The organism is Methanolobus mangrovi, assembly GCF_031312535.1.
In the GTDB taxonomy this organism is placed as follows: domain Archaea; phylum Halobacteriota; class Methanosarcinia; order Methanosarcinales; family Methanosarcinaceae; genus Methanolobus; species Methanolobus mangrovi.
Map to the genome: position 1 here is coordinate 807,113 of NZ_CP133594.1, position 22,843 is coordinate 829,955.

General features: G+C 37.4%; 19 protein-coding genes and 1 tRNA gene. 13 read left to right on the forward strand and 7 right to left on the reverse strand.

Annotated features, from left to right (window positions below):
• The first annotated feature begins 49 nt into the window (after window positions 1-49).
• Complete coding sequence (locus RE476_RS03960) at window positions 50-1,246, forward strand: type III PLP-dependent enzyme (protein WP_309309107.1); 1,197 nt, start codon at window positions 50-52, stop codon at window positions 1,244-1,246.
• Window positions 1,247-1,303: 57 nt separating this feature from the next.
• Here RE476_RS03960 and RE476_RS03965 read toward each other — a convergent pair whose 3' ends face one another.
• The 4 genes from RE476_RS03965 to RE476_RS03980 all read right to left on the reverse strand — a co-directional run bounded on the left by RE476_RS03965 (window position 1,304) and on the right by RE476_RS03980 (window position 4,020).
• Entirely contained in the window at window positions 1,304-2,749 is a 1,446-nt protein-coding gene (locus tag RE476_RS03965) for an S-layer protein domain-containing protein (protein WP_309309108.1), read from the reverse strand.
• Between the two features lie 378 nt (window positions 2,750-3,127).
• Window positions 3,128-3,203 (reverse strand) — tRNA-Gln (locus RE476_RS03970).
• A 57-nt stretch (window positions 3,204-3,260) separates the two neighbouring features.
• A complete protein-coding gene (locus tag RE476_RS03975; protein ID WP_309309109.1) occupies window positions 3,261-3,665 on the reverse strand; it encodes a hypothetical protein in 405 nt (134 codons plus the stop codon).
• A 31-nt stretch (window positions 3,666-3,696) separates the two neighbouring features.
• The gene (locus RE476_RS03980) at window positions 3,697-4,020 is read right to left on the reverse strand and encodes a DUF2551 domain-containing protein (protein ID WP_309309110.1); all 324 of its coding nucleotides are present in this window, start codon (window positions 4,018-4,020) and stop codon (window positions 3,697-3,699) included.
• Window positions 4,021-4,177: 157 nt separating this feature from the next.
• Here RE476_RS03980 and RE476_RS03985 point away from each other — a divergent pair, with 157 nt between their 5' ends.
• From RE476_RS03985 to RE476_RS04020, 8 genes are all read left to right on the forward strand, one after another.
• Window positions 4,178-4,627, forward strand: coding sequence for a hypothetical protein (locus tag RE476_RS03985; protein ID WP_309309111.1), 450 nt, complete (start codon window positions 4,178-4,180; stop codon window positions 4,625-4,627).
• A gap of 3,932 nt (window positions 4,628-8,559) precedes the next feature.
• Window positions 8,560-9,681, forward strand: a complete 1,122-nt coding sequence (locus RE476_RS03990; protein WP_309309112.1) for an MFS transporter — start codon at window positions 8,560-8,562, stop codon at window positions 9,679-9,681.
• Window positions 9,682-10,547: 866 nt separating this feature from the next.
• Complete coding sequence (locus RE476_RS03995) at window positions 10,548-12,035, forward strand: alkaline phosphatase family protein (protein ID WP_309309113.1); 1,488 nt, start codon at window positions 10,548-10,550, stop codon at window positions 12,033-12,035.
• 68 nt (window positions 12,036-12,103) lie between these two features.
• Complete coding sequence (locus RE476_RS04000; RefSeq protein WP_309309114.1) at window positions 12,104-12,907, forward strand: metallophosphoesterase; 804 nt, start codon at window positions 12,104-12,106, stop codon at window positions 12,905-12,907.
• Between the two features lie 92 nt (window positions 12,908-12,999).
• On the forward strand, window positions 13,000-13,221 hold the full coding sequence (locus tag RE476_RS04005) for a sulfurtransferase TusA family protein (RefSeq protein WP_309309115.1): 222 nt from the start codon (window positions 13,000-13,002) through the stop codon (window positions 13,219-13,221).
• Window positions 13,222-13,231: 10 nt separating this feature from the next.
• Entirely contained in the window at window positions 13,232-13,651 is a 420-nt protein-coding gene (locus RE476_RS04010; RefSeq protein ID WP_309309116.1) for a DsrE/DsrF/DrsH-like family protein, read from the forward strand.
• A 64-nt stretch (window positions 13,652-13,715) separates the two neighbouring features.
• A complete protein-coding gene (locus RE476_RS04015; protein ID WP_309309117.1) occupies window positions 13,716-14,882 on the forward strand; it encodes a cysteine desulfurase family protein in 1,167 nt (388 codons plus the stop codon).
• Between the two features lie 9 nt (window positions 14,883-14,891).
• Entirely contained in the window at window positions 14,892-15,527 is a 636-nt protein-coding gene (locus RE476_RS04020) for an iron-sulfur cluster assembly scaffold protein (protein ID WP_309309118.1), read from the forward strand.
• Window positions 15,528-15,542: 15 nt separating this feature from the next.
• Here the strand turns inward: RE476_RS04020 and RE476_RS04025 are convergent, their stop codons facing one another.
• Entirely contained in the window at window positions 15,543-16,025 is a 483-nt protein-coding gene (locus RE476_RS04025) for a hydrolase (protein ID WP_309309119.1), read from the reverse strand.
• Window positions 16,026-16,188: 163 nt separating this feature from the next.
• On the opposite strand from RE476_RS04025, the gene RE476_RS04030 reads away from it, so the two are divergent.
• From RE476_RS04030 to RE476_RS04045, 4 genes are all read left to right on the forward strand, one after another.
• Window positions 16,189-16,725: a DUF2284 domain-containing protein gene (locus RE476_RS04030; RefSeq protein ID WP_309309120.1), complete on the forward strand. Its 537-nt coding sequence runs from the start codon at window positions 16,189-16,191 to the stop codon at window positions 16,723-16,725.
• A 39-nt stretch (window positions 16,726-16,764) separates the two neighbouring features.
• A complete protein-coding gene (locus tag RE476_RS04035) occupies window positions 16,765-17,595 on the forward strand; it encodes a ribonuclease III family protein (RefSeq protein ID WP_309309121.1) in 831 nt (276 codons plus the stop codon).
• Window positions 17,596-17,935: 340 nt separating this feature from the next.
• Entirely contained in the window at window positions 17,936-18,481 is a 546-nt protein-coding gene (locus tag RE476_RS04040) for an LbetaH domain-containing protein (RefSeq protein ID WP_309309122.1), read from the forward strand.
• A gap of 123 nt (window positions 18,482-18,604) precedes the next feature.
• The gene (locus RE476_RS04045; protein ID WP_309309123.1) at window positions 18,605-20,047 is read left to right on the forward strand and encodes a carbon starvation CstA family protein; all 1,443 of its coding nucleotides are present in this window, start codon (window positions 18,605-18,607) and stop codon (window positions 20,045-20,047) included.
• Window positions 20,048-20,258: 211 nt separating this feature from the next.
• Here RE476_RS04045 and RE476_RS04050 read toward each other — a convergent pair whose 3' ends face one another.
• Together RE476_RS04050 and RE476_RS04055 are read right to left on the reverse strand one after the other, a co-directional pair.
• Window positions 20,259-21,797: a SulP family inorganic anion transporter gene (locus RE476_RS04050; RefSeq protein WP_309309124.1), complete on the reverse strand. Its 1,539-nt coding sequence runs from the start codon at window positions 21,795-21,797 to the stop codon at window positions 20,259-20,261.
• Window positions 21,798-22,472: 675 nt separating this feature from the next.
• Entirely contained in the window at window positions 22,473-22,751 is a 279-nt protein-coding gene (locus tag RE476_RS04055) for a sugar-specific transcriptional regulator TrmB (RefSeq protein ID WP_309309125.1), read from the reverse strand.
• Window positions 22,752-22,843 lie beyond the last annotated feature (92 nt).

A 22,843-nucleotide genomic window follows, 5' to 3' on the forward strand; every position in this document is an offset into this window, starting at 1 on the left:
TACTTACTAGCTCCTGATGGTACTTGTCTAATCATATAAAGGAGTAGATATGAGAAAAGAGCAATATGATTTTCCTCTAGGTGATTTCATCTCTGAGGACAACTTTGATAAGATCAAGGAATTTTCTGAAGGTAAAGAAACACCATTCCTTGTTGTGAATCTGGCAAAAGTTGAAAGAATGTATGATGAGCTTGTCAAAAACATGCCTTTTGTGAAGATATATTACGCAATGAAGGCAAATCCTCTTGATGAGGTCATAACGGCCCTTAAGAATAAAGGATCTAATTTTGATGCTGCCACAATATATGAAATCGACCAATTGATAAGACTTGGAGTCCAGCCAGAGAAAATAAGCTATGGTAACACTATCAAAAAGGAAAAAGATATTGCTTATGCATATGAAAAAGGCGTTCGTCTTTTTGTTACGGACTCAGAGAGCGACCTGCATAAAATTGCACGAAATGCTCCGGGATCCAGGGTATTCTTCCGTTTGCTAACTGAAAGTGACGGTGCAGACTGGCCATTATCCCGAAAATTCGGCTCTCACCCGGATATAATCTATGAACTGATAATTCAGGCACATGACCTCGGTCTGGAACCTTATGGCCTCTCATTCCATGTAGGTTCCCAGCAGCGTGATATAGGACAATGGGACAATGCTATCTCAAAATGCAAGTATCTTTTTGAAGCTGTAGCCCTTCAGGGCATCAAACTCAAAATGATCAACCTTGGTGGCGGATTCCCTGCCAAGTACCAGTCTCCTGCCAACGAGCTTGAAACATATGCTCATGAGATACTCCGTTTCATACAGGAAGACTTTGGGGAGGACCATCCGGAGATAATCATTGAACCAGGTCGCTCACTTGTGGCTGATGCCGGAATAATTGTCACCGAAATAATAATGATCTCCAGGAAAGCAAGGCTCAATCAGTATAAGTGGGTGTACCTTGACATTGGTAAGTTTGGTGGTCTTATTGAAACCCTGGATGAATGTATAAAATACCCAATTTACTCAGAAAGAAAGGGTTATGAGGAAGAAGCGATATTAGCAGGTCCAACCTGTGATAGTATGGATATTCTTTACGAACACCATAAATATTTCTTCCCCGAGACCCTGGAAGAAGGAGATAAACTATATATTTTCACTACAGGGGCTTACACGCAAAGTTACAGTTCCGTGGCTTTTAATGGTTTCCCACCATTGAAGGCATATGTGATAAAAGACTTTGGACAGGAAATGGAGTAATTCCTTTTCCTACTTTTCACACTTTTTTTTCTTAACATTCTTCTTTCTTATTACTCTTCAGGCTGTAGTCCAATCGCTAAACACATATTCACTATTGGCATTAGAATCCCATGCCCATATACCAACTCGATATTTTTCACCGGCTGGAACGTGGAGATTTGATACAGTATATGTCACAGTATCATCAACGTTCAGATCCATATCTGTATCAGTTTGAAGGTCATCCCAAACCATGCCTTCAGTGGTGCTTTCAAGTGTTGCATAAATAACCAGATCCTCAGCAACCAGGGAACCTACATTCTCAACCTCAATTTCCAGGTTCACATAAGAAACGTATCCATTACTTTTTGCAGTTCCACTGAATCCGATTCTCAGCTCAGGATATCCCCGAGTGATTGGCAATACTGTTGCATCTGCATTGATATATTCATCCGGAATAACGCCCACATTCCATCCTGAATTTGTGGTTTCCAGATAGTAGTATCTTGTACCTGAATAGTCATAATAGCTACCTTCAAGGTTATCATCACCTTTCACACCTACAGCCATATGTCCTGGTAGTTCTATGAGTGCGACCCCATAGCCCATATCATAAAGAATAGAAGCCAGAAGAATAGATGAATCTTCACAATCCCCACCTCCGTGATATAATGTCTCAAAAGGGAATCTGGTATATTCATCATATCCTGAAGAAGCACTATCACTAACATACGGCAATGACTGTACAAAAGCCATGGCAATATAAGGTATCTCATTTCTGCTGTAACCTGCATCATCTGCAAGCTCTCCCATCTGTGTTGTTATCTGGGAGATCAATAAATCATCATACGGGTCATTTACAAAATGCGTGTAATCCCGGTAGCGGCTTCTTTCTGAATATGTATCATAGGCTTCAATATTGTATTCGTATTCCACTGTGAATTCCGTATTTTCATATTCCCATCTGTAGGTTCTGGAAATGGTGTCTTCATTAATACGAACCTCAATTTCCCTGACTTTACCCTCATAGACCTCTGTTTCCAGTAAAATCTCAGGTTTTATCGTATATGTAAGCTCAACAACAAAACTATTATCGAATATTTCATCCACATGGATAGAATAAATGACATTCTGGTCTTTGGTATCCTTCACACTATAAGTATGCCCAGTGAGCATTGTGCGTGTAGCGTATTCATTGCCATCTTTCCTTAAGGAAACCAGAATTCTTTCCTCTTGCTTATCAACATCCAGAACTTTAAGTGAATAGCCGTTTTCAAGTTCTAATATCGCTGTTTTCTTAAGGGCCGTTGTATAGCTGGTTGAATCAATCTCCAGCATTTTTTCTTCATTTGACTCATTAATGACCTTGAAATCTTCCGGAACAACACCTGAGGTATTGTTGTTTACATTGATACTTTCTGAAACAACAGGCTCATCACCTGCTATACACCCACATGAAAAAACGATAGTAAGAAATAGAACTAAAGTAAGTGTCAGACCCTTGTACTGTTTCCAGATGTTCATGCTATCTTCTACCAGATTAGATTGCAATCTATATCATCTTTTATGATGCCGCTCGTATTTTCATTCAGGGTCTGTATGTGAGTGTTTGTTCTTCTTCCTTTTTTCTAGAATCTCAACTAATTCCGGTTTGAAATCACACATTTACCATTGGGTTAAGTACAGAAAACACAGAGAATTATATAGCTAATTCTTGCGAAATACCAATCAAGCTAGAGCTGTGCAATGTTTTTGAACGAACCTGCCGGGTCCTTAAACCCAAAGTTTACTATTTCCTTAAGCTCACAACTAGACTACATTCATCAGAAATAAATTGCTTTAAGTTAAAACTTAAATAATTGTCAAAAAAGTGCTATAAAACTAGGAATATGTAAAAGATTTTGGTAGCCCGGCACGGATTCGAACCGAGGTTGCGGGATCCAGAGTCCTGCATGATTGACCACTACACTACCGGGCTATGGTGAATGCATTCCCTTAATTGTAAAGGTTGCATATTAAGATATCGGTCGGATGATTACTCCAGACCTTCCGGATTTTCATTAAGAACTGCAGTCCACCACCATCTGGCCATATCTACCAGATCCTTACTGAACTGCCCGGAAAGGCGATACTCCTGATTTTTGTGAGAAATAAGGCCAGCGCCTAGCAGTTTGTTGCGCATGGCATAGAATGAGGCACGTCCAATATCCAGTTCTTCGAGAAGAGCTTCCCATTCACTGGTTTTTATAGGATTTCCACTTTTTTGGCGATCTTCGACCATCATGAGAAATTTCTGGCCGCGAATGGCAGTTGCCTCTTCCTGGAAAAGTCGCCTCATCAAATTATAATAAGGGTCCCTGGAATGTGTTATGCGAGAATTGGAATCCGAACGTACTACCAACGTAGTAGATGTACGTGGTGCATTTTTTACAATAGACATTTAAGATCTCAGGTCTAAGAAAATACAAATATCAGCAACTTGAAGCTGATGATTTTGATTCTAATGCATTTCTTATGAGGTCCTCATATTCTTCCTTCAAAGAATATACTATAGGAGTCTTATAAGATTCCTTATGAGATCTAAGCACACCTAATTTTGAATAGATGTAACCTACCATTGATGCTACTGCACTACGGGAAATATCATATTTTTGAGCGATATTCGTATGCAATTCATCAACCGTTGTCTCCTTTGCATTTAAGAACAGGGATAATATGTGACTGCGGAGCCCATTACAATCAAGTTCAATGAACTTTTGCAATCTTCGTTTTATTTTTGCGCGAATTGAGTCCATAATTTCACCTCATATATAGCACAACCTTTTATATGCACTTTAATCTATATATATGTTTCTAAACTTTTGTAGTATGAAGATTATAATAACTGAGATGTGGTAAAATGACTAAATATGATTAAAGCATTCCGTTATCTCTCAGTTTTTTGGTGACTATATGGATATCAGGTACGATGTTGAAAATAATGTAGTGAAGGTTGAAGATATTGACCTATGCCCTCAGAGCCTTGACATAAATTTTATTGGAGTTTGCAGCCATTGTAATTCAGATGTATTCAGTATGAGCTATCATCCATATGAAGATGGAATGCTAGTGATTGCAAAATGCAATTCGTGCGACAATATCTATGCCATCATATACGATAAAGACTGGAATTGGCAGAGTGAGGAAACGATATCTCAGTTCTTTGATCTTAAGAGCTGCAATGATCTAAAATTTCTGGATAGCATCAACAAAAAGAAGCTTGCGGCTGTTTTCACCCCTGCTGAAATTGATTCCATGTATACAAAAGCACGCGGTGAAAAGTATACTCGCCAATACCTTTACAGAGCCAGAAAAAAGTATGTGGATTTTGAAGACTTATTCGGAATTAAGATTAATATCTGAATACACGTTCATAAGTAAGGTATTAATTTGTAGAACAATAGTTTTCAAAAATAGGTGGGAACTTCAGAGAATTTTATAAAAAAATAATTACTTATAAAATAAAAAAACAAATTGAAAAATAATATTAAACAGTTTAATTAAAATAATAGTATTTTTATAATATATGTTTTGATTTCAATCTGATAGAGGTTGCGATAGAAGAATTGTAAAATAATACTAGTTGAATTATTTGAGTATTTGTGTAATAAATAACTACTTTTTTTAAATTTGTTTACTAAATTAATAAATTATAGTATAAGTTATATTGTATTCAAGTAGTTTACTGGAACTAACAAAAATAGCAACCTTTGCACATACTTTAAGGCTCTGCCCAAAAACGTGTCCTTTTCCAATATTCCATTTTTAGCATAGCAAAAGTGTTTGAAAAATATGCAGATTTACCACGTTCTTTAAATATAATGATTCCCACATATACAACTGTGGAAGGTACATTTAAAGGATTGGTATCATAAAGCACCAGTTATAATGCTGGTGCATCCTTTTTTTAGGCAAGTTGTTATAAACCTTGGTTATATATCAAGGGTTATTTATACACTATATGCAGAGTGAAATAACCGATAAATAAAAGAACACGGAAAAAGTCCTCAGAAACAACCTTTTTGTATTCTAAGTAAAATTCAATTATCTCATTATGATATCAAGGCGTCACGACCTGATTCCTTCATAACCTCACATTTTTGTGCTGCCTCTTGAAATAAGGCTTTATGCCTGATTTTGAAATGTAAAAAAGGCGGTACGACTGCAAAACGCCGATTATGAGGTTGCGGCGTTATCCCTTAATATTCGATTTAACTTGGCAAAAATATAGAATAATCACCTCAATTTATACCTCTTAGTTACATATCAGATACTGTTAACTTATATACGAGTACATTGTATAGCAAAAGGTAAACTGTTTTACAGTTTCGTACCACCCCCAAACCCCCACACGAACATCGATAACAATTATCGGTGTTCTTTTCTTTAACGAATTCATATCCTTTTTATTGATGCTTATTTTCAAACAGCTGAGCTAATTTTACCTGAGCATTTATATCAGCTACAAATCTTGTAATTTAGAAGCAAGTATTTGCTATGATCTATTGAAAAAAAGAACCGATTTTATCGTTTTATTTGCTCCTAAAGAACATAATTACTAAGTAGTAATAAACTTATATCTTGACACGTAGACAGATGAACTTTTAAGTAAGCACCGGTGATGGATATTGTATTCACTCCCACTGTTATAACTATTGACATTTAGCGCCGTTCAAAAATATAATGCCGTTAAAATTTAATCTGATGCTTAAAATGAAAATGAGTTTCTTTTTTATATTGTAAATTCATAAAAGGAAGGGGGCTTTGTATAAGATGGGGTGGGACCTCATAAAACACCAGCTACATAGCTGGTGTTTCACATTTTTATATTAGTTCCATACTTTTCTTTAATCACCGCAGGCAACTGAAATCAATGTCAGAAATTATAAGATGAAATCCAAGCATAGGAAACGGCTACTATCTTTTAGTTAATAATAATGTTATTTCAAAACTTGTGCCATCGATAAAAGATGCGGAATCAAGGTTGTTATTATAAGTTACTAAACATTGTTTCTTGTTTGTTTAAATATGAAGAAAAACAAAAAAGGAATTGTACACCATTAAAAATGATAACACGGGGGTTAGGTATGTAGATACCGAAAAGCGATATTTTCGGTGTCTTTTTATCTTATCGGCCTATGGGATCCCCTCAGAAATGCTCGTTTCAATCTATGCCCATCAGGCCATTATTCTTATTTTACCTACGGTGCTATGAACAAATTATTCTAGTAAGGAGATCTATAGCAAAATGCATTCCTATATCCTATAATGTAGGTTTCTAATCAGAAACCTATCTATTGATATAACATTATCTCATTAGTATAATTGGAACTTCTTTTAGTACCACCCCCAATCCCCCACACGAACACCGATGTATATTATCGGTGTTCACTCCTTCCTTTAACCATTTAAGATGAAGTTTTTAGAATAACTGACTTTTATACTTGTTCAAAAACTCAAAATACGAGTGCATCACCTTTGTTACAAGTTAAGAAACATTGTTTCGTATAATTTAAAATAGAAATAAAGACATACAGTTGCATGTCTGGCTATGAGATCTAGAAAAGAGTGGTACGACTGAAGGACGCTTACCGTGGGGGTTGAAGCGTCTTACTTTTATTATCGGCCTGATAGATTCCAATGTACCAACTATTTCGCCAACCCAATAGGGGCCTTATCAGGCCACAATTTTCATTGTCCAGGAGGTGTTTTTACCGGTTTAGGTGTTTTTAAGATCCTATACAAATACATTATATCTTAGCTTTCTTCATTCCTTCATTTTCTTGAAATATGAGGGTAAAACATGTACGAAATACTTATCTTATCTTTAACAACTGGTGCAAGTTTGCTAATTTATACATCTGTCTTGTATAAGTTAAGAAGTATTGAAAACCGGGTTAAATATTGTGAAAACTTCAAAGTTTCTCCAAAATAGCATAATGTAACTAATTTTAGTTATATTTTATTTGGTTTTTCTATATCCTTTACAATATAATACGACGTAACAATATATAGCTACGTTTAATTATTACGATGTTATAATAATAGAATATTATCGACTTATATTTATAAAGACATACTTAATTAAATTGTTGTTTTCGTATACTTGCGAACCAAAACAGCAAATTTCTTGATTTTTCCCGGTTTTCCCAACAAGTCACCAGCATTTTAATAAAATAGCCATTCCCCAATAACTATCAGTAATGATATCTAATTTATTTCAATAGTTGTATAACTTTCATATGAATTAAATTAAGCTATATTTATATAATAGTTTTAGACATGCTTTGTATAGAGGTTGGATGCTGAAAAAACCAAACTAAAACTAACGTCAATAATATAAAGAGTGCTTAAAATATCGAGTACATTATAATCTTATTTTAAATGACTTAATCATTACATTCTCAAAAAATATACTGAATATTTCCTGATCTCAACGCTCGAAAACACAAAAAATCCATATTCTTATAGTGTATATGAATGGATAATTAGAATTCTCAAAAATGGCAAAATGGGTATGTTTTTCTAAAATCGGTTATTCCATAGTATATATGAATACACTAGTTCTAACCTTCACCAGAACCATGATCTATTAGAAAATAGTTGGAAAAATTATACCTGATATAGCACCTACCGCATTACTATAGTCTATGTAATAATTGTATGCTGGTTTAAAGCATTATTTTCAAGATCAAAGACTAATTGGTTTTAAATTAGTAGACAAAACATGGGTAAAGTATAAAGTTGTAAACAAAATATATTCAATGGATGAAACTGAGTGAAATGTAGCATAAAACTTTACTTTTTAATAAAATAACTGAATTATATAACATATATTACGCATATACATAAAAATTACAAATGTCCATATGATTTTTAATGATGTTACTAATTTTATACATGTGTTTTTATATATACATAATAAACACTTTTAGCCTATACTATGCAAGCTACAAAATATAATATAAATATATGTTGATAAAATTAGTTACTATCCAATAAAATTTGCATTTTAACTTATAAAGTTATTATTTTGTTATAAATATTTTAACAGTTTGGTGATTTGTTTGCTATTTTGTGAAGTATATATTGCAGTATGGATTAGTGAACTCTGCCAAGTTCATTGAACTCACATTTTTGAAGCGTTTTTGAAGCATATACTTTACTATACATATCTATATCAGTGATTATAGCCCCACAGCAAAATAGCCATCAAGTACATAATTATTGACTACAATCTCCTAAACCTAAATAGTATGCCATGTAATTGAATATTCCTATAACAGGTGAACTATATGGATAAAAACCGGTTTTTGATCTATTCAACAGTATTTCTTATCATGGCATTATCTAATTCCGTTATTCCGGTACTGCCTGAAATATCTTCAACCGGACAAATAAACCATAGTAGTTTTATAACCACATTACTCTTTTCCGGATACTTCATTGGAGCTTTACTCACCATGATCCCCTTTGGATTAATGGCAGATATATATGAGCATATAAAACTTATTGTGCTTGCAATTGCACTCACTTTCTTCGCAGGAGTAGTACTCACATTTACGGAAAACATCTACCTGCTCATTGCCGGCCGACTCATCGAAGGTATCGCTTGTGGTGCATTCTTCCCTGCAGCTTATGCAATACTTTCCGGCTTCCGGGAAAAGAACCGCTATATCGGAGAGTTCAATTTCCTGCTTAATGCAGGCCTTGCTGCCGGAGTATTGACTTCAGGATTCCTGGCTGAATGGTCAATTAAAGGTGCAATCATCCTGTTCACCATTATGGCTGCACTAATATTATCTATCGGAATATCTGCTTTATTCACAAAGAACAAGGCTAAAAAAACAATAGTAAGAAAAGCAATCCCTGCACCAAATTTCAGGAAGATAATCAATAAAACATTCGATCTCAAATTCATGCGTACATGGACCACCGCATTCCTGATCTTTGGAATAACAGGAGTGATGCTTGCTTTTTATCCCGAATACAGCAAGGATACGCTAAGTAAACCAGAACTTGGGATTGTCATCGCCATACTTTATGTCAGTTCCATGGTCACCAACATTATTGTCGGAAGAATGGGCCTGGGATTTAAAAAAATGGTCTTCGCAGGAATCCTGCTGGCAACCACCGGCGTAATAATAGCCATCAAGTTCCCGTTTTTAGGTTTCGCACTAATTGGCATAGGTTCAGGAACAGGAATGATCGGACTGCCGATAGCTGTCTCACACATGCCTTTAGAAAAAGGTCTTGCCATGGGAATCTTCAATACATACACTTACGCAGGACTTGCATTCATGCCTATTATCGCAGGATTATTTGTTAATCTGGGTTATCAGGCAGTGTTTATCTTAAGTGCTTTTTTTATGGTTATGTCTCTTTTCCTGAAAGATGGGGTGAAAAGTGAGGAATGAAATTATTTACTACTATTTGCAGATTTTATCTTTAAATATAGCATCAGCACAACAAATTAATCACAAAGACAAATAATAAATCCTGGAAATCTATGCAAAGAGTCTTTCAAAATAAAGACTTAATATAGCTTCTTTTTGAAACATGCCCGGATAAAAATACTCCAATAATAATTTAAAGTAATTTTAGAGCATATCGTTCTAAAAATACAAGCAAAATATAGAACAAAGACTTAATATGGCTTCTTTTAACTACTCCCCTGGACAAAATTCCTCCGATTCCACATATTATTGATTTTTAGTTATAACCAATTTTTTGAAACCTAATCTTTTTTTTGAATTGATATTATTTATAGAATTACATCCCGGAAACAAGAAACAAAGATATTTTGTAAACTCGTGTTTTGAGATTAAGAACTTACACAAATTTTATACAATTTTAGGGCCTATACATTAATAATAAAATAATTAAGTTCCAAAAATTTGCACGACTTCGTAAACTATATGCAATAGATTAATCATGCCACTTTACATATGCAACCCCTATCAAATCAAATCAGTAAACTAATATATAAAAATAGTTTAATAGAATTATTTACTTTTTATAAATTAATATACATCAATGATAATTTTTGGTATGTTGTAGCTGTAACTATATATTGTTACACAAAATAATACACTAAAGTAATGCTTACTCAACGTAGCATGTAACAAAATATTATTACACAAAATTACTTCGATTAAAAGTATGTACTAAAAAAGTCTGAAACATAAGATAAAAAAGAACAATACAATTCCGTACATATCATTTAATAAAATGTCAATTCAAATAGAAACTTTATTATGTGGATAGTCTCTTCCATGAAGAGATGACAGCTGGAAAAAACGGAATGAAGTATAAGGGTTCTGAATACAATAAGCACATCAAGCAAAGCATTATAGCCTTTAGGTTCTGTGCACTCTTCTTTTTGCTCTTGTTCCTGATTCCAACATGTAGTGCAGATGATATTGCAGAAATAAATCATGTCAATACTCCCCAGGGTGCTGTTATTCTTATTGTTGATGGACTCAGTTCCTGTTATGTGTATCCCGAGTATACGCCTTATGCTATTGATGGAAGTATGCTGGAAAAAGCTGAGCCTGAAAATATATTACAGATATTTGACCAGAGTTGCAGGGTACTGGATGTGACAACTCCGCAGACGTTCACAGAGGGAGGGCATTCTGTGATCGCAACAGGATATTCGAAAGCGGATAGTGTATTGGTGGGTTCTTTTGGAACAACGATATACGATGTGGCGCATGATAATGGATATCTCACTTTTGCCATCATGGAAAAAGGAGATTCTTCAGGTATTCGCAGCAAACAGAATGCAATAGTCCATGATGCTGAGAACTCAATTACAGAACCGGAAATGGTCATAGAAACAAATATGCTTTCAGGGACGGGAAAAAGCATATCCCTTTCAGTTGCAGACCTGATGCAGGAAAATTCCCTTGAGTTACAGGACCAGTTGGATAAGTATCCTGAAGGATCACAGCAAAGATATGACGCCTATGATATCTGGGTCATCAAGACAGCAATTGATATCGTGGATCATATGGATACAAAGTATCCGCAGCAACACTATATTCTCACATTAAATGTAGGGGCTGTGGATTGTGCTGGCCATTACAAAAAGAATAGCGGATACATTGCAACTATCGAAGGCATCGACAATGCAACCATGGACCTCTATGAAACATGTCTGGAAAATGATATGGCGTTTATACTCACCGGCGATCATGGCATGGCTTTTCCTACAACCGATTCCCGTGGAGGACATCAGGCTGATAAGTACTCCGTAATGACCGAGTCACAGAAAGTACCGCTGGTCATTGCAGCAACAGATGTCGACATCGGAATAATAGAAGGAGAATTCGGGCAGGAAGATGTTGCACCTACAATACTTGAAGTCCTGAACCTTCCCGGAAAACTGAGAGCTGCGGATGGTACAGCGATTCCTGTAAAGGATTATGTGAATTTGAAGGTCAATGTTCCTGAAGAAGGTGACCTCACCCTCATGAGAAACAATGAGATACTTTTTGAAAGCAAAATTAGTGAAGCTATTTCATTTGTAGGCCTTGAACCGGATATTGATTATGTTTTAAAATATGTATCCTCTGCAGATTCGGATGATGAGGTTGAAACACTCATAAATTTAGGATCAAGCACGATCGTGGATATATTCACTTCATCAAAACAGCCCACAAGCGATAAATCCTATCAAAACCCACGTTATATTGTAGGTGGAACACTCATTGTAGTGGTGAATCTTGCAGGACTGATACTTATACGCAAAGTATTGAAAGAATAGATTCACTGATTATTAATCCGCCAATCCATTGGCCAGTAACCAAATAATAACAACAAGGTCGGATGGCTTTGTGCCATAAAGACTTACATACCCTTCTTGAAAGAGCATACGATATTTTCAGAAAAGAGAATGCCCTTATTCGCATAAATTCAGCCAATGTAATGATAGTTGGCGATATACATGGAAACCTGAAGGCACTTGAATTCCTTCTGCAAATCAGGCAGGAATTAGAATGCAGTGACCTTATTTTTTTAGGAGATTACGTTGACAGGGGAAAGAATTCAGTTGCTGTCCTCTCCCAGCTTCTTGAATTAAAACTGAGAGATACGCAAAAGATCATTCTTCTGCGAGGAAATCATGAAACTAGAGAAATGAACAGCCTTTACGGATTTTATGATGAGATCCAGGATGATGATCTGTTCCTTGATGCAAACAGGACCTTTGAGGAAATGCCAGTTGCAGCACTGATCAATGATAGCATCTTCTGTGTGCATGGAGGCATTCCGGGAGCGGTAGACATTAAGGAAATAAACAAAGGAGAATCATTTCCCTACCTCTGGAACGATCCATCCGAATCAAATGGGATCACTACTTCATTCAGGGGACTGAAAGCCCGGTGTTTCGGACCGGACGTGTTCAACGAATTTAGGAGACTTAATCATCTTTCTTTAATGATACGAGCACACACTGCACTTTCCACTGGCTATAAATGGTGGTTTGAAAAAAGACTCCTTTCTCTTTTTTCCACTCCTGAATATATAGGTAACCCCAACGTTGCTGCATTTTCTGTATTAAAAGGCAGAGAATTATCCATATTTGTCTTTGGAAAAACAGAAAACGACAGTTACGGACTTATTAGCAATAAATTTTGATTCACAATTGTTAAATATGTAAAAATTCATAGTATTAGTTGTTAGGGAACATTTAAGTTATCCGGTAACAGATATAGTTACGGGGAGATCGTATGACTGAAACGAACATTGATGTTAGAGGACAAACCTGTCCAGTCCCTCTTGTGGAATGCCGTAAAGCTATCAAAAAAGCTGCGCCTGGCGATGAAATCGTCATATTAGGCACCCACCCTGCTTCCAAAAAAGAAATTCCTATGGCCTGTGAGGCAATGGGACTTGAGGTTATGGAAGTTGAAGATAAGGATAATGAATGGAAAATACGTATCAAGCGTTAGGAGGGATTAGATGGCTGAAAAGGCTGTAATAATAGTTCACAGCGGCGACCTTGATAAGATCTACAGTGCTATGATAGTTGCAAACGGTGCACTTTCAATGGGCATGGATGCTTCTCTTTTCTTTACATTCTGGGGTCTGGAGCGTCTGAAGAAGAATGGTTTGGATAAAGGACCATTATCCAAGATGAATTTCCTTGGACTCGGGAAATGGATGGTCAAAAGCAGGATGAAGAAGGCCAATGTAGTCTCACTTGAAAAGCTGATGACAGATTTCAAGGAGCTTGGCGGAAAGATAATTGCCTGTGAGATGACAATGGAAATAATGGGAATAAAACCAGAACAGCTACACAGGGAATGGATAGACGATTACGGTGCAGTTGGCACTTATATAATGGAAGCAAAAGATGCCAGTATAACACTTTTCATATAATAGCACTTACCATATAACTTACAAGTTACGTGTAAAAGCAAGGACTGTTTTAGAGGAGACACAGATGTTAGATAAAATGATATATCTTGATAATTCTGCCAGTACCCGATTAGATGAAAGGGTAATGGATGCAATGAAACCTTATTACTTTGATACCTATGCGGTAGCCACATCCGAATTCGGTTACTCCATGGGCATTGATGCAAAAGAGGGACTTGAAGCAGCCAGAGAAACGATTGCAGCATCCCTTGGTGCCTCAGCAGAGGAGATCGTGTTCACATCCGGAGAAACAGAATCAAGCAATATGGCAATCAAAGGTGTCTGTGCAGCCTTACAGAAAAAGAAGGGAGAGCACATTATTGTATCTAAGATTGAGGATTTCTCTGTCCTGAACACTGCAAAGAACCTTGAAAAAAAAGGATACACTGTAGATTATATCAGTGTGGATGCAGAAGGAATTCTTGACCTTGAAGAACTTAAGAATAAGATACGTGATGACACTGTCCTTGTATCCATCCAGCACGCCAATCAGGAAATAGGAACCCTTCAGGACCTTGATGCAATTGCAAAGATATGCAAGGAAAAAGATGTTCTTCTGCATACTGATGCAACACACAGCTACACCAGAGTTCCAATAGATGTATCAAAAACACCCGTAGACCTGATATCCATGTCAGCTCACACAATCCACGGTCCAAGAGGAGTCGGAGCATTATATGTTCGCAAAGGCACACCTCTTGATAAATGGATGGATGGTGGCTATCAGGAAACTAACCGCCGTGCCGGGCTTGAGAACATACCCGGAGCCGTTGGTTTTGCAAAAGCTGTGGAACTTGTGACCCCTGATGAGATCGAGTTCCTCAAATCACTGAGAGATTATACATTTGAAAGGGTCTTTGATGAGATACCGCATGTAACCCTCAACGGTAGCAAAACACAAAGAACACCGCAGAATGCCAATATAACTTTCCACTATGTTGAAGGTGAATCAATGACACTTCACCTGGATATGAGAGGTTTTGCAGTGAGTACCGGATCAGCCTGCTTTAGCCGTTCACTTGAAGCAAGCCACGTTATACTGGGTATCGGTGGTGACCACGAACGTGCACACGGATCCATCAGATTCACATTCGGACGCTACAACAGCAAGGAAGATGTGGATGCTATTGTAGATGCAATGAAAGAAGTAGTAAGCCAGCTAAGGGCTATCAGTCCCCTGTTTAACAAATGAGGTGAGAAGATGAAATTCCCATACACAGAAAAGGTACTTGAACACTTTAAGAATCCCCGCAATGTAGGGAAACTGGAGAATCCGGACGGAAAAGGACTGGAAGGCAGTCCTGCATGTGGTGACATGGTTGCCGTTTACCTGCAGGTAAACCCGGATACACAGATAATTGAGGATATCAAATTCGAATCATACGGATGTGCCTCCAACATTGCTACTGCTTCCATTATTACAGAACTTGCAAAGGGCAAGACCATAGAAGAAGCAAAGAAGATCTCATGGCAGGAAGCCACTGAAGAGCTTGGGGGACTGCCACCTGTAAAAGCACACTGTTCTGTGCTTGCAGTTGAAGGACTAAGAGCTGCTATCCGTGATTATGAAGAAAAGCACGGTCTTGTAACCGAACAGGAACCTACAACACCAGATGTCCTTAGAAGCAGGTTGAAGCATGTCATGAATCCAATGGCCGGACTTGACATTGTCAGGACCGAACTTGTAACAAAGATGGAGATCAATGACGGCGTTGTAAGGATACTCCTCGACCTTCCATCTAATCACCAGTTTGCAGCAAACATCAAAGAAGAGGTCCTCGAGAAGATAGAATCCCTCTGGGATGTTAAAGAGGTCAACGTTGTCTTCACAGAGTGAAGATAACACTATTTTTTATTTATTTTGTCTTCGCTTTAGCCGGGCTATGATAACAACATAGTTCTTACCATATTTCTTTGCACATTTAGGACAGGTGGTATACCACATGAACCATTTATCAAGCTCATGACCCTGCGCCTGTGCATATATTTCAAAGTCATCTGACCACTTTCTAGTATCCTTGAAAGGACCTTCATAAACCTTGCTCAGAAATCTCCCGCTTATGTTTACATTCTCTGCATCAGGAATCTCTTTATCGACTGCAAGATACACATCCATATTCCATTTTGAAGTATGGTCGGAAAGACAAAGATAATCCGGTATAGTTGCACCGGCTTCCCTCACTTTCCTGTCAAGTCTTTTCATTACTCCGCCAAAGTTTATCGGCATGTAAAAAAGCGTCAGGACCTTATCTTTAATGAATCTCTTGTTCTCCCATTCAATGATCTTCCCATCCCACGGCATGGGGTCGAATTTCGGACAGCATTCTTCTTCCATTAGAGTGTCACCCCTTGTTACCTAATTGAATGTTTGAACTATAACTATAAAATATGAAAGGTCACTGAATGATGGCAATCCTTTCCACCATTAACACCCCAGGATGAGTAAACAACTGCCAACTCGACTGCTTTTTAAATGATCGGGCACCATATTAGATGACATGACAAAGGACAGCAATTCAGTGATGGCTAAAGCGGCAGAACTCGGCCTTACAGCTTACATGCTGAATGCATCTGATATAGATGTAGAGAACAGGGCAAAACTAAAGTGTGCCTATGGTTGCAGGGGCTACGGAAAACGCCTGAGCTGTCCACCGCACATCATTTCTATTGATGAGTTCAGAGAGATTCTGAAGGAATATAACACTGCTATCCTGCTTATTGAAGAACATGATACTTCTGCTGAAAAAGATATATTTAAGGCCTGGTCAAGACTTCGTAAGGGTACATTTCACAAGATGCTGGAACTGGAACATGATGCTTTCAGAAAGGGTTTTACATATGCACAATTACTCCGGCCAGGTGCATGCAATGAATGCGAAACCTGCGGAAATGAATGCAACAAACCTGAAATGAGGCGTTTCCCCCCTGAAGCGGTTGGAATAAACCTGTCCAAACTCATGGAAAAGAAGGGACTGAAAATGGAATACTGTAACTTTGACAGGGTCAAATGTGTGGGAATACTACTTCTGGAATGACCGGTCATTACAGTGTCTTGATGATTACGAGGGAAAAATGTGAGAGTTAATGAAGACCTGAGCGTGAATGCAAATGATCTGGAAGAATTTCAGGAAATTATCGGATTCAGGTTTAAAGATAAAAGCTACCTGATACAGGCATTATTGCATGGCTCACTTTTCAGCGGTGATAAAGAAAAACTGAGTATTTTCAGGAAAGCTAATAATCTTGAAAACAAAGATTACGAGAAACTTGAGTATCTAGGAGATTCGGTTCTGGGTCTGATAATTGCTGAATATGCATACCATGATACTAAGGTCAATGACTATGCAAAATCAAAAGGACTCACTATAGAAGGCGTTTGTACAAAGATCAAGGTAATACTTGCTTCCAATGAGAATCTCAAACCTGTAGCCTGCAAAATCAAACTCTCAAGATTCGTATTATCCGAAGGACATGTGAACATTGATGGGAAACTGGCGGATATAATCGAAGCACTCATTGGGGCGATATATCTTGATGGCGGTTATCGCAACAATATTGACGATGATAGCAAGGATAATACCAATCATACAAACAACACTGATACCAATTATTCCATAACAAGAGACTTTGTTTACAGATTTTTTGATATAGACAGTGCTCTGGAAAAAATATCCATATCAAATCCAAAAGGAATTATACAGGAAATGTTCCACAAGAACGGTCTTGGGAATCCATTCTATAAGGTTATTGGTGAAGAAGGACCTGATCATGATAAACATTTCACAGTAGGGCTGTATCTTGATGATGATTTGCTTGCAACCGGTTCAGCAGATAGCAAAAAGAAAGCTGAGCAGACTGCAGCTGATCATTATCTGAGACATCTGGGAAAAAGTAGTTGCCCATAGTTCATAGTATTTTTAAGCAAATATCACTCTTTTTTTAATTTATGGGCTAGCAGGACAATGCAAGGATTACTGAGGGCTGATTGGTAATCATCAGTTCATTGACATAAAGGATAAGGCTAATCATCCTGATATCCCGTATATCTGATATTTCAGATATATCTATTTTTCCAGAAATTGAAACTTCCTGTCTGATACATAATTCATAATGATTTTATTAATATATTTATAAATATGGCATTTCATCAATAAGTTTAAATAAATTGTCATAACTTCTCATATTAAGTAGTCATTGAGTTGATTCTTCAGGAAATTAAACTCATAATAAAAGGTGGTAATCAATATGTTATATCCAAATCCTCAAAACCAGCATCCAAAGATCAGTGAAAAGGCATGGGTTTCTGAAACCGCGATCATTGTAGGAGATGTAACGATCGGGGATAATGTGTATGTAGCTCATAACGCCATCATTAGAGCAGATGAACGCGGTTCCTCAGTAAAAATAGGAGATAACTGCAATGTGCAGGATAATGTGATAATTCATGCCTTATCCAATTCAGAAGTCATAATAGAAAGTGATACTTCACTTGCACACGGATGTATCGTTCATGGGCCATGCACACTGGGACAGAGATGTTTCGTCGGATTCGGTGCTGTGGTATTTGACTGTAATATCGGAGATGATGTACTGGTTCTGCATAACGCTACTGTTCGCGCTGTCGAAATACCTTCTGAGAAGGTTGTATCAGATGGGCAGGTAGTTACAAAGCAGGATGATGTTGGAGCTCTCGATGTGATAACACCTGATCTTGCAAAGTTCAAGAGCTCTGTCATTAATGCAAATGTAGAGCTTGTTGATGGTTACAAAAATCTTGCACAAGAAGCCTGATTAAAAATGAGATATAAGCTTAGAAAAATATCTCATACATTATTCTTTTAATTCCTCTTTCTTAAAGGAGATTATATTTACATATGGTTAAATATAAGTTTCTTAATATAATCAGCCAGCAATATGATTGGTTTTTTAGTCTCTTTACTCGCTCTTGTGACAGGTTATTTTATCTATGGGACTTTTGTAGAAAGTGTATTTGGGGCAGATCCAGATAGAAAAACACCTGCATATACTCAGGAAGATGGTGTTGATTTTATCCCTCTTAGCTGGTCCCGGATATTTTTGGTCCAATTTCTCAACATCGCTGGTTTAGGTCCTATATTTGGTGCTATCATGGGAGCATTGTTCGGTCCTGCAGCTTTCCTGTGGATTGTCCTCGGCAGTATTTTTGCAGGTGGTGTTCATGATTATTTTTCAGGAATGCTAAGTGTTCGACACGATGGAAAAAGTATTTCGGAAATTGTAGGATTATATCTGGGCAAGCATGTCAGAATAGCCATGGTAGCATTCTCAATCATTTTACTGCTGCTTATAGGAACTGTTTTTATGGCAGGACCGGCAGGACTTCTGACTAATTTAGGATTCACAGGGATGTTAGCCCTACAGAATTTCTGGCTGGCAATCATTCTCATTTATTATTTCATAGCCACTGTTGTCCCTGTTGACAAACTCATAGGCCGTATCTATCCCCTGTTTGGAGCCATCTTAATAATAATGGCTTTAAGCATCGGCTCTATGATTCTGATAAAAGGCTATGAGATACCGGAGATAACTCTCAGGAATCTTCACCCTGACAATCTTTCTTTATGGCCTATGCTTTTTATAACAATTGCATGTGGAGCTGTCAGCGGATTCCATTCAACACAGTCACCAATTATGTCACGATGCCTGCCAAATGAAAAATATGGTCGGCATGTCTTTTACGGAGCCATGATCGCAGAAGGAGTTATCGCCCTCATATGGGCTGCTGCTGCCATGTCTTTTTTCCCGGATGGAGTCACAGGATTAAATGAAGTACTTGACACCGGAGGTGCTGCCTTAGTAGTAAATAACGTATCATTAGGATTACTGGGGCCTTTTGGAGGAGTTCTCGCAATCCTGGGAGTTATTGTTTGCCCTATTACTTCCGGAGATACGGCTTTTAGAAGCGCACGTTTAACCATAGCTGATGCCATGAACATGGATCAGGAACCTTTAAAAAACAGGTTAATGATAGCTCTGCCCATATTTGCCATTGGTTTTGCTCTGACACAGGTCGACTTCAGTATTGTATGGCGTTACTTTGCATTCTCAAATCAGGTATTAGCAGCCATAGTTCTATGGACGTCTGCTGTTTATCTGGTAAGGAAGAACAAATTTCATTGGATAGCTACTATTCCGGCTACATTTATGACAGCAGTTGTAATAACATATATTTTACAGGCCCCTGAAGGTTTTAGTTTACCAACCAGCATCTCTTATCCAGTTGGAATGGTAGGTGCAGCTGTCGCTTTGTTCCTATTTATAGTCAGAATATCCTTTTTAAATATTAGTCAGGAAGCAAATCTAATTGAGGATATATAACTCAGATAAGCATACAGCAATGCTAATTATCGATTTGAGCTATTGAAAATGAATATTGTACTTATTGCATCAGCCAGTAAGATATCACATTTAAACAAAGGAACTGGGGCATGCTCTATCATTTTCTACAAAAAATAATTGAGGGTTATCGTAATTACTGATATCCCTCTTCTTCAAATAAATCTTAGCTGCCTGTTTTCCACAGGAAACCTTATGCCAGTATATCAGAAGGAACTTTGTAATGCGGATCTTCCCAGTGATTGATGTCAATTATGGCAGATGCGTTGTCCAGCAGTATTTGACAATCTTCACTTAAATGGCGCAGATGAACTTTTTTACCAATCTTTGCATAGCGTTCAGTTATCTTATTTAATGCTTCAATTGCAGAATGATCTGCAACTCTTGATTCTTTGAGATCAATAATTATCTCATCCGGATCGTTTAGGACATCAAATTTATTTTGAAACTCTGTAACTGAACCAAAGAACAACGGCCCAAAGAATTCGTAGTGTTTTATTCCGTTTTCATCAACTGTTTCTCTTGAACGTACCAGTTTGGCATTCTCCCAGGCAAAAGCCAATGCGGAAATGATAACACCTGCAATTACCGCTACTGCAAGGTTGTGGTAGATTACAGTTATGGCTGCGACGAGCACCATAACAATCACATCCGTTATGGGTACTTTACTGAATATTTTCAATGAAGCCCATTCAAATGTTCCGATGGCAACCACAAACATCACTCCAACTAATGCTGCCATTGGTATCATTTCAATAAGTGGGGCTCCTACCAGCACAATAAGTAATAGGCCAACAGCTGCAATGATTCCTGATATTCTGCTTCTTGCACCTGAATTTATGTTGATGAGACTCTGCCCTATCATGGCGCAGCCGCCCATACCTCCAAATAAGCCGCAAACAAAATTGGCAACACCCTGTGCAACACTTTCTTTATTTGCCCTGCCTCTTGTTTCGGTCATTTCATCTATCACGGTCAGCGTCAATAGACTTTCGATCAAGCCTACCAATGCCATGATAATTGAATATGGGAATACAATTTTCAGTGTTTCCAGATTAAGTGGGACCTGTGGCAGATGGAATTCAGGTAAACCGCCTGCAATAGATGCAATATCTCCAACTGTTCTGGTTTCTATCCGGAAGAAGATGATAATGGCCGAAACAACTATAATTGCAGTTAGTGAAGCAGGAACAGCTTTTGTCAATCTGGGCATCAAATAGATGATAGCCATTGTCAGGCCTACAAAGCCCAGCATGACCATGAGTGCCTGTCCACCTAACCAGTGTTCTATTCCATTAATGTCAATAAATTTGAACTGGGAAAGCTGAGCCATGAAAATAACGATAGCCAGTCCGTTCACAAATCCAAACATTACTGCATGTGGCACAAGCCGAATGAATTTACCTAATTTCAAGGCCCCAATGGTAATCTGGATAATACCCATTAGAACTACAGCGGCAAAAAGATACTCGACTCCGTGTCGGAATACCAGGGCAACAACTACAACTGCTATTGCACCTGTGGCACCGGAGATCATTCCTGGTCTGCCGCCTATGATTGCTGTTATTATTCCAATGATGAATGCAGAGTAGAGTCCAACCAACGGACTAACATTTGCTATTATTGAGAAAGCCACAGCTTCAGGTACAAGGGCTAATGAAACTGTCAGCCCGGACAAGACCTCATTTTTGAGGTTCAAATCATTGTTCTTTAAATTTTCTATAAATGCCATATTAATCATGTTTTTAAAATTACTATGCACGCGCAAGTTATGTCAACGCTTTAAACTGAAGATACACCAATAATTGTAGGGTACTTTGCGAAAAACGTTACTTCAGATGGAATCATGTTGTGATCATTCATCTGGATATGGAATACTTTGAATTACTAGTGGAAAAAGCAAGAATATCTCAAATAATCGCTTTATAACGACTTATCATCGGTTTCAGGACAGAAATTATTTTAAAGGCAATTTGAATTATTATAATTGTTATAATTGCGATAATAAAACTGCTTTCATATCAATGGAAATTATCCATTAGAACTCTTTATGATCCTGATCCCAATACCGTTTGATTCATCCATCCAGTATGCACCGCCTATTTTGACGGAGCACCATAGAAGCGTCTGTCAGTATTTAAATATATAGCATGTTTGGGCTTTATAGAAAACACTTCATATCCTATTATAACATGAAGATTTCAAAAAAATTAATATTCGGAGTATTTTTTAACACAAAAAATCATTAGAGAAATTCTACAGAACCTGGATTTAGTCTATATCTAAAAAATCGGGCATCATATGACTCGAAAAGCTTTAGATTGATTGTTATCCGCCAGTCTCCTGAAAAACAGACTTTGCGAATTCGAAAATAAGATATAATACTGAGAAAGAAAGGGGATGAAGATCAGATAAATTTCCCATCCATTTTTTCCATGACTGTTTTTCCCATGTCTGTAAGAACATATTTTTTCCATGTGGTCTTGGAAGGAGTGAGACATTCTATAAGATCCTTGTCTTCAAATTCCTTTATGGCATGACTGATGTTCTGGGTAGATCTTTGCGTTTCCTGTGCTACTTCTGAAGCATTGGCTATCATGTGTTTTTTCATGAATTGCATAAGAATGAGCCGACGGTCAACGCTTACGATCCATTTTACATGTTCATTGATTAAGTCTTCTGTCATGATCATTCCATCTCATTAATTAAAATCATCGTCCAAATGCCCTGTTAGGTTTGAAGTTGGTGTTAACTACTACAGATTACTATTTAATCAAT